We start from the raw sequence: 16,473 nt of genomic DNA on the forward strand, positions 1-16,473 counted from the left end.
TGATGGTAATCCCCGTAGGCAAGAGTCGCTTCCCGGATAGGGTTCAGCAGGGGCAACTGTAAGTTTCCGTTGCGGTCTTCCCCTTTGGGTGGGGGAATGGACAGGAAGGTTTTAGCCTGTGCCAGCACTTCTTCACCGGCCCGATAGTTCTTCTGATAGTTATCGTGCCAGCCTGCCCACAGCGCCAGAGCGACCGCGGCGCCGGCGGTGGAGAAGGTCAGGAGTTTGCGGCGGTTACGGCTTAACCACAGGCGGTTTTCCGCCGCCAGATTGGGCTCGGCCAGCAACACGTCTTCAAACAGCGAGCGGGTGAAGTAAGGAGCGGTATCGGCCACCGGCCAGGTCGGAAAGGCCTGTGGTCCCAGGTGATATTGCACGGCGGCAGACTGGGTAAAGATGTCATCCATCTGGCCGATTTGTCTGGAGGAGGTGAGATAAACGCCGCGCAGTCCGGGCTGTGCCGGGCCGCCATTGTAGAGGATGCCCTCCAGCAACTGGATCAGGTAGCTGTGCAGCCCCTGTATCTGGCGGGTGAAGCTGAACAGCGGGCTGCGCTGGTTGATATCCACCCTGTTGAGCATCATGTCCGGCATCGCGGCATTGAGTTGTTGCATCCACTGGCGCCAGAACTGCGCCAGTTCAGTACGCCAGCTGTGTTCATCATGCGCATTCAGGCTGAAGGTGACGCCCAGTATCTGGGTGCGTTGTGGCTTGTCCAGCGACTGGAACGCCGCACTGAATCCATGCAGCAGATCCAGTTTGGTCAGCACCAGATAAAAGGGCAGGTGGTTGTGCAGGGTTAACCGCAGATCTTGCAGGCGCAGATGGAGCGCGGCGATATACCGTTCGCGCTGCTCTTTGTTGTCGGTCAGTAAACGGTGGGTGTCCACCGTCAGAATAATGCCGTTGAGGGGCTGACGCTGACGGTTTTCGGTCAGCCAGGTGAGCAGGGATTGCCACAGGCGGGCGGGCAGCTGAGGCTTGCCGGCGTCTGACGGCGATATCTGGTCGATAAGAAAGCCGTCCGGGTCAATGATGACCGCTTTTTCCCCCAGCCAGCAGCGCAGGTGCAGGGGGTGAGCCTCTTCCCCTTTATGGCTGTCCGGAAGGGCAATGTCAGTCAGTTTGTAGCCTTCCTGAATCAGTGCGGTCTTGCCGCTGCCGGTGTTGCCCAACATCAGGTACCAGGGGCGCTGGTAGAGGTAATTCCAGGTGCCGAGATGGCGTTGTAACCGCTCTTTCCAGTGATTAAGGTAGCTGTCCTGATGAGTAATATCGGCCAGTACCGGATCGACTTCCCTTAACTCCACATCCAGTTTGAGTTTCTCGAGCTGACGCAGACGGCGCCAGATTTTGGTCCCGATAAAGCCCAGTGCCAACAGCAGAATAATGACGGTCGCTAGCCAGCGGGCGGAGAGATTTTCCAGCGGGTGGGTTTGTCTGAATTGCCAGCCGGGCCCCCACCACCATATCCAGATGAGGGCAATACAGGGCAGTAGGGCCAGTATCAGCGAGGCGGTGGCTTTGAGCGGCGGCAGGCGCGGCATCGCCGGTTTTTTGATATTTTTCAGAAGAAGAGAGAGCCAGTTCATGGGTTAACGCTCCTGTTTGTCATCGTATCCTTTGAGGCGGCGATCATTGCGGCTTTTTCTGCCAGTACCGCCAGCAGGCCGGGCTCCCAATGGGTGAGTAACAGGTGTTGTCCTACCTGTAACAGATGCCGGTAATGTTGTTGCGCCAGGGCCGTCATGCCCGCCTGTTCAAGCAGCTGTGCCGTGAGCAGCTGACCGTAGAATTGATCCCGGGGTTCGGTCAGTTGTTGCTGGCGCTGCTCTGCCGCGTTGAGTGCGGCTTCCAGTCCGTGTTGCCGGAAACAGTGCCAGATGGCTTCCTGATCCTGTGTTGCGCCGCTGTTAACGGCCGCCGTTGCCGGCGGTTGCAGCCAGTTCAGGGTTGAGGATGAGATAAACGGACTCATATCGGAAAAAGAGAGGGTCTGTAAAACCGGCAGGCGTTCTAGAAACACGTTCAGTTCATCACGGATGGCCGAAGCGACGGTGGTATAGCCGAGTTTTTCGGCGGCCTGAGCCGCGATAGCGTGACCGTCAAGCCAGTAAGGGGCGAGGGTCAGGCTCTGTTCTATCTGTCGCAGCAAAGCGTTATCGGCTGTGGGCAGTTTTGCCAGATAATCAGCGGTACGGTCTGCCGAAGCAGGCGCGAGCGGGGTTTTGCCTTTACTGCTGGCCATCGGGGCGGTGGTCAGTGTGGACCAGATGGCATAACGGCGCAGACGGTAACCGGTGGCGGTGTCGGGCTGGCGTTCGCACAGGAGATCAGCGACGGTGAGTAAGGTTTGTTTCCAGGCTTTTTCACTGGAGCTGTCTACCGCGACATCTGGTGCCGGTGTCAGCGCTGAGGCGCCTGCGGGCTGTGCGGCGGTTTCTGCTGAGTCAGCCGGTGCGGCGACGGGTTTTGGCGCGGGTTTGCGGGCATAGCGGGGGCGCAGCTGATCGATCTCTTTAGCCAGTGCGGGTTCATCGGTATGCCAGCATTGCGCCAGATGAGCCAGTGCGCCTTGTGCCTCTTCGCGCTGAGTCTCATCAGCCTGTTCGCAGAAGCCGGCCTGAGCAGAAGCAAAACGTTTAATGACCTGTTGTGCCAGGCGACGTTTGAGCTGGGGTTTTTGCGGCCAGGCAGTTTGCCAGTAATGCTGGATGTAGCCAGCCAGCAGCTCCATTGCCAGTATTAGTTCAGTGGGATTGCTGCTGTGTTGCAGTGTGCGCAACAAATGAACCATCAGCCTGAAATCTTTGCTTTTTTCGCTGAACAGTTGCAGCGCCTGACGCTGGATTTCTTCAATATCAAGGGTGGAATGGGCCAGTGATCCCAGCTTAACCATTTCCCCGTCAATATATTCCCAGGCGGGTTCGTTTTCATCGAGTTCTCTGCCAGTCAGTTCATCCGATAAGGGGGTCAGCAGGAGCTCCTGCCAGTCAAATTGTTTCCTGATATCCATGGGATCACCAACGACAGGCGGTGCGTAAAGGTTTCACCGCCTGTTCCAGTTGAGAAATGTTGAATGTTATCTGACTGCCGTTGTCAGTTTTGATGGTCAGGCTGTGGCCTGTCATCAGTCGTTTAAGTTGTTCAATACTTGGTAGCCCACGGCTGGATTCCAGCAGGTAGCCATTTTCGCGTAAGAACCAGTCGGCGCTGAATTGGGTTATGTCAGTCGAAATCATCACCGTGCCACTGTCTTGTGGTTTAGCTAGGGCGACCTGTATCCGGGTGATGCTATCGATACAACTTAGCATCAGTACCGGCCGTGGCGGCAGTGCGCCGATCGCGGGCGTGGTGAGTATGACGCGGGTCGGTGTTCCCGTGGATTGGGTCGTGATAAAACCAGTTGAATGGTCAGTTCGTTTCATTTCCTGTTCCATTGCCTGTCTCCAGACCGGACCGGTTTTTTCTAACGGGATAACGGCAATGTTATCCACTTTATCTAATAGACGGTCATAGCAATCGAGTCTGATCAGCGGTGAAGGCTCTGAACGACATTGCAGTAAGGCCGATAATAGGGGCTCTGTTGTGGTTTCCTGAGCTGGCTGAATATCAGGTGTGCCCGTCAGAGATGCGATTAATGAACTGACAAGTAGCAAGAAGCTCATAATTTACACCTGTATTTCGCCAGCTTATAAGTCAATGTGCGGGGAGCAATTCCCAGGCTTTCAGCAATTTGTTTGGTGTTGCTGCCGTAGACATGCTGGCGTTGTATCAATACCGCACATTCAAACTCTTCGATTGCCTGAGGCAGGTTGTCAATTTTGCTGTAATCGTGAGAGACGTTGGCCGATGTTTTGTTTTCTGCTGTGGTGCTTAATGAAGCCAATAATTCATCAAGCTGTTTTTCTTTTTGGCGCTGGGTCTGAAAGACTTGGCGGATCTGGCGCAGTTGTCCACGCAGTTGTTCTAATTCCTGCAATCTTTTCAGCCGGTGCTGCATGACATAGCAGTAGATGTAAAATATGTTGCTATCGTCAGTAAAGCGACTGACATCTTCGGCGAAAACAGCAATTACACCACATGCTTGTCCGTTGCAGTTAAATAGCGGGATGGCATGCAGACCGCAGCGGTGGGGAAGCTCTTCTACAAAGGTACGAAAGTTTTGATTGTCTACTCGCACTCCTTGATTGAGCGACCCCCAAGTTGTGGGGGTTCCTTTGTACAGGATTTGTACCAGCGGATGGTTGATATCGCCAATATTGACGTCCAATTGCAGAGCGCTTATTTGGTTTGGCGCTGGCAGCCGGTAGCATTCAAGGCGGTTTTCATTCACGTTAAGCAGAGAGACCAGCAAGGCGTCAAAACGCTGGCGTTGGTGATTCACCTGAAGAAAGTGGTGAACCAGCTGCTCAATAGAGTCATTTTCCAATAACGCTAATGCGCTTTTCAGCCGTTGTTTCATGGTATCTCCTCAACCACCGCGTTGAATTCATGTGCATCAACGGTTAGCTGGATGGTACTGATCTGTTTCCCTGAAGCCATTTTTTGCAGCAGCAGCAGGGATAGTGGCGGCAATAAAGCGCCATCAATGATCGATTCCAGCATACGTGCGCCGTTTTCAGCTCGGGTTGCTCGTTGCAGTATCTCTTCAATGACATCGTCACTGATGGTGACTTCGGCATTGAAACGTTGACGTAATAGGTTATCAAGGCGAACCAGTTTGCCCTGGATAATGGTTTTCAGGGTGTCGTATCCCAACGGCAGATAAGGCACCACTTCCATTCGCGCCAGTAGTGCCGGTTTGAAGAAAGCCGCCAGTTCAGGGTAGAGCAGGTCGTTCATCTCTTCCGGTTTATCAGCGTTATCAACAATGGTTTGATAGCCCAGGTTGGAGGTCAGGAAGAAGACCACGTTTTTACAATCAATCACCCGGCCTTCACCATCGGCCAGTTCACCTTTGTCGAATGCCTGATAGAACAGGTTCAGTACGTCAGGATGGGCTTTTTCCACTTCGTCAAGCAGGACAACGGAGTAAGGTTTTTGGCGAATAGCTTCGGTGAGTACGCCACCTTCACCATATCCCACATAGCCGGGAGGTGAGCCAATCAAGCGGGAAACGGTGTGTTTTTCCTGAAATTCGGACATATTGATGGTGGTCAGGTATTGACGGCCTCCGAACATTAATTCCGCAATTTGCAAAACGGTTTCCGTTTTGCCAACACCGCTTGGCCCTACCAACAGAAAAGCGCCTAGTGGGCGACCGGGGCGACGCAGGTCGGCTCTGGCTGTCAGCAGATGTTGATGCAGACATTTGATGGCGAGATCTTGCCCTTTGATGCTTTGTCCCAGATGGATTGGTAGTTCAGTGACAACAGAGAGTTCACTTTGTGAAAGACGATTAAGTGGTACGCCGGTCCATTCAGCGATAACCGCCGCAATCTGGTTTTTATTCACATGAGGAGAAACTAAGGTTTGTTGTTGCTGTAACTGCTCCAACTGTTGATTAAGTTCAGCCAGTTTGGTAATCAATTCTTCGGTTGTTATCTCTGCGGATGATGCACTTTCTTCTGTTTTATCAGTTGTTTCATCCGTTAGTAGCTGACAACGAAGTTCAATAATTTGATGAACCAGTTGCTGTTGTTGCTGCCAACTGGCTTCCAGTTCAGTTAGTTTTTCTGTTGTTTCTTGCTGTTGCTGCTGTAGTTCACCCAGTCTGTCAGTATGCTGGTTAAGCCCCATCCGTTGTTCCCTTGCCAGCACATCTGATTCCATTTGCTGCTGGTGGCGTTGGTTTTTCAGTGCGGAAATCTGACGCGGAGGTGCTGTCAGGTTGATGGCAACACGTGCACAAGCGGTATCCAGTACATCAATTGCTTTGTCTGGTAGCTGGCGACCGGAGAGGTAGCGGTCACTTAATACCGCAGAGGCTTTCAGCGCTTCGTCATCGATCAATACGCCATGAGCTTGTTCATAGATTGCTCGCAGGCCACGCATAATAATAGTGGCTTCTTCTGCTGTCGGTTCGGCTACTTTGACCAGTTGGAAACGGCGGGAGAGGGCTGCGTCTTTTTCGAAATATTTTTTGTATTCGCCCCAAGTGGTTGCGGCGATAGTTTTCAATTCACCACGAGCCAAGGCGGGTTTCAGCAGGTTGGAGATATCCAGCCCGCCCTGTTGATTGCCTGCGCCAATCAGCGTATGGGCTTCGTCAATGAATAGAATAACCGGTACGGATGATTGGCTGATTTCACTCATGATGCCTTTGAATCGTTTTTCAAATTCACCTTTTACCGCCGCTCCCGCTTGTAACGCGCCTAGATCCAGCGTCATCAGTTCACTGTTGCGCAATTTTTCCGGTACTTGGTTATCGATAATGCGCAAAGCCAGTCCTTCAATCAGTGCGCTTTTACCCACGCCCGCTTCACCCACCACAATTGGGTTGTTTTTACGGCGACGGCAGAGAATATCGATCATCAGGTCGATTTCGGTGTCACGGCACAGAACGGGATCGAGTTTTCCCTGACGGGCCTGTTCGGTCATATTCTGGGTAAAACGGGCGAGCAGGCTGTCACTGTTGGCGGGAGTTTTGCCTTGTCCGTTTTTATCGTTCTCTACATCAGGTTGTTCGGCAGAGCCGGTAGTCCATTGTGTGAAATTCTGACGCAGCAATTCGCGGTTTATTCCCGACAGAAGACGAGCAGATTGTGGTGTCAGGTAGCGTAACGGGCTGAACAGCAATGTCATCAACATGACTCCGCTGCGTAATTCTTGATGCTGCATTTCGGTTGATGCTAACAGCCAGCTATCCTGTAACCACTCCACCAGCATCGGGGAAAAGTTGGGGTAGGCTTGAATCATCGTTTGATGGTGAGGGATCATTTGATCAAGCTGTTCTTTCAGCAAGTCACTGTCCACCTCGGCTTGACTGAAGATCGCTCTGACATCACTGAGAGGTGTGTTGATCATTTGCAGCAGTAGCTGAGAGACAGTGATCTCAGGTTGCTGCTGACTGACACACTGTGCCGCCGCCGTTTCCAGGGCGTGCCGGGTCATCGGATTTAAGCGGTTAACTAATGTGGGTAGATCAATCTGGATCATCGGTTCTTTCCTAGCTCAGTAAATTATTTAGCTGTTGTAAGATGTTCTCGGTCTGGCTGTGCAGCCGGGCAGCATAGAAGCCATAAACCACGGCGAGCAGCGCAGTGCCGCTCCAGAACAGGTGTTTGATGGTCAGACGTTTACCCAGTCGGTAGCGGCCATCACGCTCGTTAGCGTTACTGTGCAGAATGGTTGTTGGCGCTTCTCCCCGCAGTGTGTGCAGTTGTTGGTGTAACCGGCGGAATAAATGTTCAAAATCATCACCTTTCTGCGAAGCCACTTTGTAGCGGCCACGGTAGCCAAGGCAGAAGCAGAGATAGATAAATTCCAGCAGATGCTGATAGCGCTTAGGTTCACCCATTAAACGCTCCAGCAATTGAAAGACTTTTTCACCGCCCCAGGTTTCATTGTGAAATCTCACCAGCAGTGATTGTTGCAACCACTCATTTTTGCTGTTCCAACCATGTCCCAGTGCGGTTTCGTCAATGAAGGTACAGAGCATGTAGCGAAAAGAGACAATTGCGCCCGGTTCATAACCTTGAGTTTGCAGAAATTGTTCGATTGCCTGAATATCGGTCACGACCTGTTGGTAAAGCTGGTCCGGCAGTGGCTGATCACCCATGTCTTTCATTCGCATTACCATACCGAGTAGCGGCGTGGCGGCATCAATCATTGGGTTCAGGCTTTCTCCACGCAGCGGTAGCTGATACTGACGATGCAAAACAGTATCAGTGACTTCCGGCGTTAGTGCCGGGTTGTCATTGATGGCTTCGGTTTTCATTAGTCACTCCCATTGCTGACTGCCCAGAATTGCATGTCTAATCCAGGGAAGTCCCCCGAGACATGGAAGGCAATGGTGGTGCCTTTAAGAATCTCTTGCCACGCCGAGCCTTGTTGATCAAAACGGAAATAGGTGTAGCCAGCGTGATAAGGCAACTGACGTGGAGCCGCAGGAAGTGCGACCAGTGCTACGCCAGGCAACTGGACGCTGACTCTTTCGCGGATTTTTTCCAACGATGTGACTTTGGTTTGCTGAGAGAATTGGCGGAGTAATTGATCCTGTGGCATCTGTGCGCGGACTGCCAGAATGAAATCCGCTTTGGTCAAGACATCACGATCATGAATGTTTGCCACCTGGATGCCATTTGATTGAGTCTGTAGCTTAATCGGGATCGCGCGTGGGGTCAGGACAACACCCAGTGCTTCGCGCATGGGGACCATGATTTCCTTGAATGTCTTCGTGAGATTGTCATGAGTGTAATTTGGTACAATGCCAACCTGACGTGATGCAGCCGTGAATGTTCTTAGTTCACCACAGGTTTGGATTAACTGAGTGAAAAAATCTTGTGGGTGCAGAATGGATTGTCTGGCGTAGTGGGTAAACCATGGTTGAACCCGGTTAACTAACTGGAGCATCATAAATTCAGCAACATCAGCGACTCCTTGCTGACTAGGCGAACCAATCCGATCAGAGAGTGATCTACCTCGTTCTATCAGTGCCCTATCCACTTCATCCATGTAGACTTTTAACCGGCTGGAAACATTGATGGATGTACAAGTTGGCACGAATTCTTCATTCAGTATGAGAGTCCCGGTCGGCAACTTTTCTACTATCTGGCATAGCGGCAGCAAAGAGAACGCGCTGAGATCCTCTGAGCCCTGTTTCAAAACTGGTGTCAGTTGTGCCAGCGTGAGCTGGCTGACATCACCGCCATCGGTGTGCAGGTCACGGATATCCGCCGTATGTTCACGGTAGCGTACAGCCCCGGCCTGATTGGATTCCGAATGGGAGATTTCATTGAGGGTGTCGTTGGCTATTGGCAGTGCCAGGTAGATATTTTTGCTGTCGCTATCGTGAAGATTCTCTACATCAAGTGGTTGGGGTGTGGCATCCTGGTGAGGAATGGAGAATACGGTGCCATCCGGCATGATACCGCTGGCTTCGGTGATACCGATACGCCCCAGAGCGAGAAGATCCTTGTCGATAGTCAGGGAACTGAAACCGTAACCGTAACTGGTTATGGTTGCCAAGCGGCTGTGAGCCAGATAGTCATTATGTTTTTGTTGCTGCTGAAAGTGTTGTGGCTTGATAAATAATCCTTCACGCCAAATCACCCGATTTTTACCTGACATAATTATTGCTCCTCTTTTCTAAGTTCAACTTCGTTCGCTCTGATGTGCACCAAGATGTGGTATTGCTGCCCTATGTCTTTTACTTTGATCACTTTTTTCCATTCGGATTGATTGATATCGGCATAACGAACAATGACGCCGATGTAACGGCTATTTTTTTCCAGTGGGATGACTGGCAACGGTTTGTATTGCCCCGGCAATAAGGTGTAATCCTGGTGGTCGATGTAATTTTTCCCCAGCGCTTTATCCAGTTTGTCGCTCTCAAGTTGATCATAATCAGCGGCAAGCAGACGGGAATCTTCACTGAGATAGATCAGATGCATTTCAACCGGCGTGGGTTCGCCATTTTTGTTGGGATTGATATCAGGCTCTGCCAGCAAAGTGATCGCTGCGGTGGAAGGTAAATCCGCAGGTTGACCGACTGGGGTCGATGGGTCCCAGACAACTTGTCCGACTTTCTTCGTCGCCTGCCATGCACTGCTGCAACCGCTTAACATCAGCGCTGCCAGCAATACAAACCATAAGGTATGATTACTGAACCATGAGGTATTACCGCCGGAGCGTTTCATTACTGGCTATCCTCTAAACCCTGACGCAGAGCGCGGTCATAAGCCTGTTCATAGACTTCACTAAACAGTTTTTCGAATCCCTGCTGGCGGCTGGAAGCCAGTTCACGGTAGTAGCTGGTGTACATTTCCCACGCCCAGGTTGCGTCTTTCTCCTGCGTTTCATTACTGCGACGGTATTGGGCGAAACGGTTGAGCAGGTGCTCCGGTGAGAAAGCATCCAGCATGGTGTTCAATGCGGCAGTGATCGCGATTCGGTTAGCCTGATAGTGCAATTGCAGATTGTGCAGGCTTTCAGCGACAGCTGATGGCGCAGAGAGATGTACCGGGCTTTTTTGATCCGCGAACATCACCTGCATGGTGGTGTCGTAATCCATATTAAGCCGCAGTGGGTTATCTTCGATAGGGCGTAGCTGCTTATCACGCAGACCATGCTGTGCACTTTGTAATGCCAGTAAACCTTCAATCGCCGCTTTCATGGTTTTACCCATTTCTTCCAGAAAGTCGTTGGCCTGTTGGCTGTTATGTAAAGGTAAGTGTGTGCTTAACCCTCGCATCAATGGCGTAATAGCGACATGCTGCTGTTCCATGTCCTGATATTGTTCACTTAAAGGTGAAGAGATACTCGGTAAATCAACAAAATCCCGATCCATAGCATTGCCTCTGTTGTCTGAGAGGGGAGAGAAGAATAATGGAGTGTTGTAATGGCCTTGTTGCAGGCTCTGGTTTATTTCATTATTCACTGGGGTTTGGTCCAGTGTGGTCAGATTTTCGCTGTCGAGAACCTTAAGTGGGTCATGGCTGAAATCGTGGTTAATCGTTGGCGCTAAAGAATGATGATCGGTGTAAGTGGTATCCTGGGCAGGATCTTTTTCCATCATGGCATCCAGTGGATTGCTATAGCTAGAGACAAGCGATTCCGGTGATACCATCATTGGATCAATCCGATCTGCGTCGGAAAAACTGATATGGCTTTTGATCACCAATTTGCCGACAGTAATTTCATCCCCTTGTTGCAATCGAATGAAGCCGGTACTTGAGGTTAGTGGTGACTGATTCACAAACAGAGGCCCGGCGATCATTTGCAGACAAAATGCGCCATCACGCCACTGAATAGTAAATTGTGATGGATTGATATTGCCTTTCTGATCCTGAACAGACCAAAGATGGCCTTCGCTGTTGCCGACGGTGCCGCCTTGAGTAGAGAACAGGCAACTGGCAGATTTGCCGCTTTCCAGTTGATCGCTGTTGATCACGCGTAATGAAAGGGTTGGCTGTTGTTTTTCCATCGTCTTTATCCACTAACTGAAATTGTGATAAAGGGTTTCTTTTCCGGCTCGCCGAGAAAGCTGGTCCACCCTAGGTTATTGTTTTGTTTCGTACCAAGCACCATGCCGCCCGCTTGGTTTTCGGCCAGCCCAAGACGCAGATCCCAAGCCAATTGATCTCGCAGGACAAAGCAGATAAACATCACCAGCGGTAGGAAATTTTTTCCGTCCGGTAGGAATGACAGGAAGTGTTCACGGGATAGCTCATTGATACATATCATAAATTTACTGTTGTAGCCTTTCACCCATGAACCGATGGTGAAGTTTTTGCCCAGTATGGACATTTTCACATTTTTCTCACCGTCAGCTTTCTGCTTTTGACCCAAGCGGTTTTGCTGTGATAAGGGAATAGTGACTTTCCTTAATTGCCAGCCATGCACAGTAACATCCTGTAGATCAAAGCAGTGTGAAATCAGGCTGCATATCACTTCCGGCGATCTGCTCGGACTGGCTAGCATCCCGGCATAGGCCAGCATCTTGCTGTGATTGATGTTCAAATCAGTACGATTCACATCACTGCCAAGTCCTACCAGAGAGAACATGCGCTGAGAAAAATCGTCCATGCCGTTTTTGTCAAAACAGATGTAATAACGATATTTCCGCCAGATTTGATAAAGCATGACGACTGAGCGGTGGTTGAAAATATTCAGAAAATTAGTCAGCCGGTTTTCGCCTTGAGCTTCTTCCCATGCCAGTGAATCAAGATAATAGCCAGGCATCGGCGACTGACTGCCATGTAATCCAAGAAAAGAGACTTCTACCTGAAAACGGCCTTGCTCGGTACGTTTCACCGAGACAACATCTCTGGTGGGGAAAGCCAGGCTGGCACTGGATCTGAAACTGATTGATTCCCGGTCTGGGCGATCGGTTTGCCCTGTTTTTTCCCACGCTACCGCCAATTGGTTGAGTAATTCAACCAATTGATAAAAGTTGTATTTTGATACATCTAGTACTCGATTTTCTGTCGAGTTTTTACCTGTTACATCAACGCGTGTTGACCTATTTGTACCGGCCATTGATAACATTCCTGATTATCTAAATTGATCACCTTCAGCATGTGGAAGGAGTTAATGCTGGCATATAATGCAAGGAAACGTGACAGTATGGTGCCGAACATATAGAGCTCGCCTTCAGAGCTAAAAGCCTGTTGTCGGATATATAATGTTGATTCTGAACCACGTACAGGGAGCCCCTTAAACAGGCGATCTATTGGTTTCGTTTCGATCCGTTCAATCGCGTTCAGCCGTTTTTTTGATGACCGTGATGACTGCCTATTATGTATGCTGGGGAGATCGTAGGTATTCAGGACCTGTTTCAGGGAGTCCTTATTCAGTAATGTCATATAGTTCAGTGACATATTGGAAATTAGCGACCAGTGATATTTGCCGCTCATCAATGGATAAAGTGGAACGGATGGGCGGGTTATATTACGAAATGACGCAAATGACGGGCTGCCCAATGAAGCGTAATTAATGTCACCCACCCGTAGTTGTAGTGGCAGTTCGCGGTTGGTGCAGGTCAATTTGACAGAAACATTTTCATGCCTTTCCAGTTTCAGTAGCTGTGATGCATCGCCACGTACGAAAGAGAGATAGTGCTCAAGCCCTTTGCGGAAAGGGGATTCTTTGACTCTGATACGGAAATAGCGGGTGTTGAGCTCGCTTTCATGCTCGATTTGATGATGAAAACTTTCAAATGGTACATAGCTCCGCTCACTACCGAGTGTGAAGTCGGGTTTACCATCTGGACCAAGCAGATTGCTTTCCACTTTATCAATGGAAAAAATGTCGTAGCGATCAGGATGGCTATAGTTGGCTTTTAATGGATATTCCTCCTGGCTGCCATCCAATAGGATAGCTTCGCTATCCATTGGGAAGAGGTTGATTGCCGGCACACAATGCAGCCGGAAAGTATCCTGACGGATTTTAACTTCCGGTGGAAGTGCTTCTGAAAAATAGAGATTCAGCGTAAAATCACTGGCTTTAAGATCTGCCGGTAATTTGGGGAAACCAGTGATATCAAAAAACAGAAACCCTTCAGAAAAGCAGAAGTATTCCTGTAAGATGCGATAGCCCATATAGGAGTTTTTCGGGTAAGGCAACAGGGCATCTTCCCGGTTAAAACCAACTGGAACGACATCAAAATCCGGCAATGAAATGGTGGTATCGCCTACGATAAGTTTTGCGTCTTCAAGGTAGTAACTGAGCCAAAAATAGAGCTGTGTACTGCTGTAATCATCGCCGCTAAGATAAAAACGCAGCTTATCAAGTTGCAGCCCTTGTAAGTTGAGTTCTGTTTTTGAGGTAAAGTTCAGACCAATAACACCTTGCTCATTGCTGTTATTGACGGAAATGTCCCTGATCGATATTGGAAACAACCAGACATCACGGCATAAAGTGAAAGTACAGCGGTTGTCTTTGTCTGATTTGTTTGGGTCGGTACTGCTTGAGTAAATATTTCCATCATCTTCGCTATCATCATTTGCTAGCAGACGACTCTGGATTTGAGTGCCGCGCTTAATCTGCGTGGCTTGTGTGACGGTGCCGTCATTGGGTGTGTACTGGATAATGGTCATGCTGGGTGTTGGCCGCAGATAATTTGGCCATAGCATATGCAGTAACCCATGAGTCAGTTCGGGGAACTGATCATCAATTTTTGCCCGTAAATTACCGGCAAGGAATGCAAATCCTTCCAATAGACGCTCAACATCCGGGTCAGAGCCTTGTTCAGACAGAAATGAAGCGAGGTGAGGATGTTCAATTGCAGCTTGTTTCCCCAATTGTCTCAGGTAATCCAATTCCTCTCTGAAGTATTTTTCAAGTGACATATTTACTGAGTCCGCTCTAGGCAATAACGCCGGTTGTTATCCAGTTGAATGTTAAATTCAACCACATCATTAATATCATCTAGGGATACCTGGGCGCTGATGTGAAAACTCAGCAGCAGCGGGTCGCTATCATCGTGGATGGCGCTGACAGAGACCGACGATATTCTGGGTTCATAACTTCTAATGCAATGCTCTATTGCCTGTTCAATGCTTTGCTTAAAGTCAGTTGCGGTGGTTGTGGCGTCATTGAGATCAATAACGCCAAGATCTACCGCACTCTGACAAGCCCCCGGATGGGTATTGAGAACATTATTCAGGTGCCGTCTGATGGAGTTGAGTAGCTCACGCATTCTTGACTGGCGGGAAGAACCGGAGTTCTTCCCCTGAATACGCTCAAACAAGCTGGCAGAGCCTTCTCTATTCCAACTGTACAGCGCAGCCATGACTCATTACTCCTTATCCAAACGCCCTACTAGCGACAACTCAAAGCTGGCTCCCATGTATTTGAAATGAGGGCGAACTTGCATTGCCACCTGATACCAGCCTGGATCGCCTTCCACATCCAAAACCTGAATTTGGGCGGAACGCAGAGGGCGACGGCTGCGGACATCTGTTGGTGGGTTTTCCTGGTCGGCGATGTACTGTTTCAGCCAGGTGTTCAGCTCACGTTCCAGATCCTGACGCTCTTTCCAGGAACCAATTTGCTCGCGTTGTAATACTTTGATGTAGTGTGCAAGGCGGTTGATGATGAACATATAGGGCAGTTGAGTACCCAGTTTGTAGTTGGTTTCAGCCATTTTCCCTTCTCGGGTGTTCGGGAATACTTTTGGCTTCTGAACTGAGTTGGCCGAGAAGAATGCGGCGTTATCACTACCTTTACGCATTGTCAGGGTGATAAAACCTTCTTCAGCCAATTCGAATTCACGGCGATCGGTAACCAGAACTTCTGTTGGGATCTTGGCCTGGATTTGTCCCATTGCTTCGAACAGGTGAACCGGTAGATCGCTGACAGTACCGCCGCTTTGCGGGCCGATAATGTTCGGGCACCAGCGATATTTGGCGAAGCTGTCAGTCAGGCAGGATGCCAGCAGATACGCGGTGTTACCCCACAGGAAATGTTCGTGATCTTTGCTGACATCTTCCTGATAGTTAAAGTTTTTAATTGGGTTTTCGATAGTTGAATATGGCAGACGCAGCAGGAATCGAGGTGTTGTCAAACCGAGATAACGTGAATCTTCAGATTCGCGTAGAGCACGCCATTTGGTGTGAGCTGGGCCTTCGAAGACGGATTTTAGATCTTTGATTGCTGGCAGTTCTGTAAAGCTGCTGATGCCAAAGAAATCAGGCGCGACCGAGGAGAGGAATGGCGCGTGAGCCATCGCACCAACCGCGCTGACGTATTGCATCAGTTTGATATCGGGTGAGCTATTGCTAAACGCATAGTTACCGATAACTGCGGCAACGGGTTCACCACCAAACTGACCATAACCCGTTGAGTAAACATGCTTGTATAAGCCTGACTGGATGATTTCTGGTGAGAATTCAAAATCTTCCAGTAATTCTTCTTTGGTGGCATGGATGATGTTGATTTTGATGTTTTCACGGAAATCTGTACGATCAACCAACAATTTCAGTGAACGCCATGACGATTCCAGCTCTTGGAACTCTTTGGCGTGCATGATTTCATCGACTTGAGTGCTCAGTGTCTTATCAAGTTCAACAATCATTCTGTCAACGACGAGTTTGTTGATAGGTTCTTCGTTAGAACCTGTATCCAAAATGCTGCTGATAAAAGCCGCAACACCTTGTTTTGCTATATGGTAGCCGTCATTTTCCGGCGTCATTCTTGCCTGAGACATAATCTCGTCAAGCAAAGAGGTGGTAGACCCCGGGGTTAATGTTGTACTGCTCTCTTCATGCAAGGACATGTTAAAAACTCCTGTTCAGTCAATTACTTTTGATTGACGATTTCAAGTTCTTTTAGAAGTTGTTCGCGGACTTTCTCATCACCCAGTAATTCTTGTAAACGGGTGCGGAACGCCGGAATATTTCCTAACGGCCCTTTGAGTGCGACAAGTGCTTCACGCAGTTCCAAAAGTTTATTTAATTCAGGAACTTTCTTTGCTACGTTATCGGGTGAAAAATCGTTTAGTGATTTTATTTCCAGATTAATTGGCAGGTCATCTCCACTATCATCATTGAGACGATTGGGGACACTAAATGTGAGATTGATGTTTGCTTCATTCATCACGGAATTAAAATTATTTTTGTGCACGGAAACAGCTTGACGTTCTTCAATTGGCGTATCTTCTTTCGTCCCTTTAAGATCACCGACAATAAGTAAATTAAGTGGTAATTCGATTTCTGCTACTTGATCACCGGTATTAGGAACGTATTTTATATTAATCCTTTCCTTCGGAGCTACACTACCTGGGCTATTTTTACTCATATTAAAATCCTTCGGGTAATACAATTTCGGCAATTAGGAATTATTTGATAACAATATTGATGAGAGAGT

Annotated in this window: 14 protein-coding genes; all 14 read right to left on the bottom strand. The window is 49.3% G+C overall.

All coding sequences use genetic code 11. The features are described 5' to 3' along the window. The coding region (gene tssM / locus ABR397_RS10665) for a type VI secretion system membrane subunit TssM (RefSeq protein WP_350305741.1) at window positions 1-1,592 on the bottom strand (1,592 nt) is incomplete at its 3' end. Next, entirely contained in the window at window positions 1,589-3,016 is a 1,428-nt protein-coding gene (gene tssA, locus ABR397_RS10670) for a type VI secretion system protein TssA (RefSeq protein WP_350305742.1), read from the bottom strand. The genes tssM and tssA, both read right to left, overlap by 4 nt. Before the next feature lie 4 nt (window positions 3,017-3,020). Next, complete coding sequence (gene vasI / locus ABR397_RS10675) at window positions 3,021-3,668, bottom strand: type VI secretion system-associated protein VasI (RefSeq protein WP_350305743.1); 648 nt, start codon at window positions 3,666-3,668, stop codon at window positions 3,021-3,023. Continuing rightward, complete coding sequence (locus ABR397_RS10680; protein ID WP_350305744.1) at window positions 3,665-4,465, bottom strand: helix-turn-helix domain-containing protein; 801 nt, start codon at window positions 4,463-4,465, stop codon at window positions 3,665-3,667. Before ABR397_RS10680 ends, vasI begins: the two co-directional genes overlap by 4 nt. After that, complete coding sequence (tssH, locus tag ABR397_RS10685; RefSeq protein WP_350305745.1) at window positions 4,462-7,101, bottom strand: type VI secretion system ATPase TssH; 2,640 nt, start codon at window positions 7,099-7,101, stop codon at window positions 4,462-4,464. The genes ABR397_RS10680 and tssH overlap by 4 nt, the downstream gene beginning before the upstream one ends. A 10-nt stretch (window positions 7,102-7,111) precedes the next feature. Then, on the bottom strand, window positions 7,112-7,882 hold the full coding sequence (gene icmH / locus ABR397_RS10690) for a type IVB secretion system protein IcmH/DotU (protein WP_350305746.1): 771 nt from the start codon (window positions 7,880-7,882) through the stop codon (window positions 7,112-7,114). Next, window positions 7,882-9,234 (bottom strand): type VI secretion system baseplate subunit TssK, encoded by a 1,353-nt coding sequence (gene tssK / locus ABR397_RS10695; RefSeq protein WP_350305747.1) that lies wholly within the window; start codon window positions 9,232-9,234, stop codon window positions 7,882-7,884. The genes icmH and tssK overlap by 1 nt, the downstream gene beginning before the upstream one ends. 2 nt (window positions 9,235-9,236) lie before the next feature. Continuing rightward, a complete protein-coding gene (gene tssJ, locus ABR397_RS10700) occupies window positions 9,237-9,803 on the bottom strand; it encodes a type VI secretion system lipoprotein TssJ (RefSeq protein ID WP_350305748.1) in 567 nt (188 codons plus the stop codon). Then, window positions 9,803-11,089 (bottom strand): type VI secretion system-associated FHA domain protein TagH, encoded by a 1,287-nt coding sequence (gene tagH, locus ABR397_RS10705; protein WP_350305749.1) that lies wholly within the window; start codon window positions 11,087-11,089, stop codon window positions 9,803-9,805. Before tagH ends, tssJ begins: the two co-directional genes overlap by 1 nt. A 5-nt stretch (window positions 11,090-11,094) precedes the next feature. Next, entirely contained in the window at window positions 11,095-12,144 is a 1,050-nt protein-coding gene (gene tssG / locus ABR397_RS10710; RefSeq protein ID WP_350305750.1) for a type VI secretion system baseplate subunit TssG, read from the bottom strand. Next, the gene (tssF, locus tag ABR397_RS10715; RefSeq protein WP_350305751.1) at window positions 12,108-13,955 is read right to left on the bottom strand and encodes a type VI secretion system baseplate subunit TssF; all 1,848 of its coding nucleotides are present in this window, start codon (window positions 13,953-13,955) and stop codon (window positions 12,108-12,110) included. The genes tssG and tssF overlap by 37 nt, the downstream gene beginning before the upstream one ends. 2 nt (window positions 13,956-13,957) lie before the next feature. Next, entirely contained in the window at window positions 13,958-14,398 is a 441-nt protein-coding gene (tssE, locus tag ABR397_RS10720) for a type VI secretion system baseplate subunit TssE (RefSeq protein WP_023043433.1), read from the bottom strand. A 6-nt stretch (window positions 14,399-14,404) separates the two neighbouring features. Next, window positions 14,405-15,883, bottom strand: coding sequence for a type VI secretion system contractile sheath large subunit (tssC, locus tag ABR397_RS10725; protein WP_350305752.1), 1,479 nt, complete (start codon window positions 15,881-15,883; stop codon window positions 14,405-14,407). A gap of 23 nt (window positions 15,884-15,906) precedes the next feature. Further along, window positions 15,907-16,404: a type VI secretion system contractile sheath small subunit gene (gene tssB / locus ABR397_RS10730; RefSeq protein WP_046974843.1), complete on the bottom strand. Its 498-nt coding sequence runs from the start codon at window positions 16,402-16,404 to the stop codon at window positions 15,907-15,909. Window positions 16,405-16,473 lie beyond the last annotated feature (69 nt).

The organism is Photorhabdus viridis, assembly GCF_040256935.1.
Lineage (GTDB): Bacteria > Pseudomonadota > Gammaproteobacteria > Enterobacterales > Enterobacteriaceae > Photorhabdus > Photorhabdus viridis.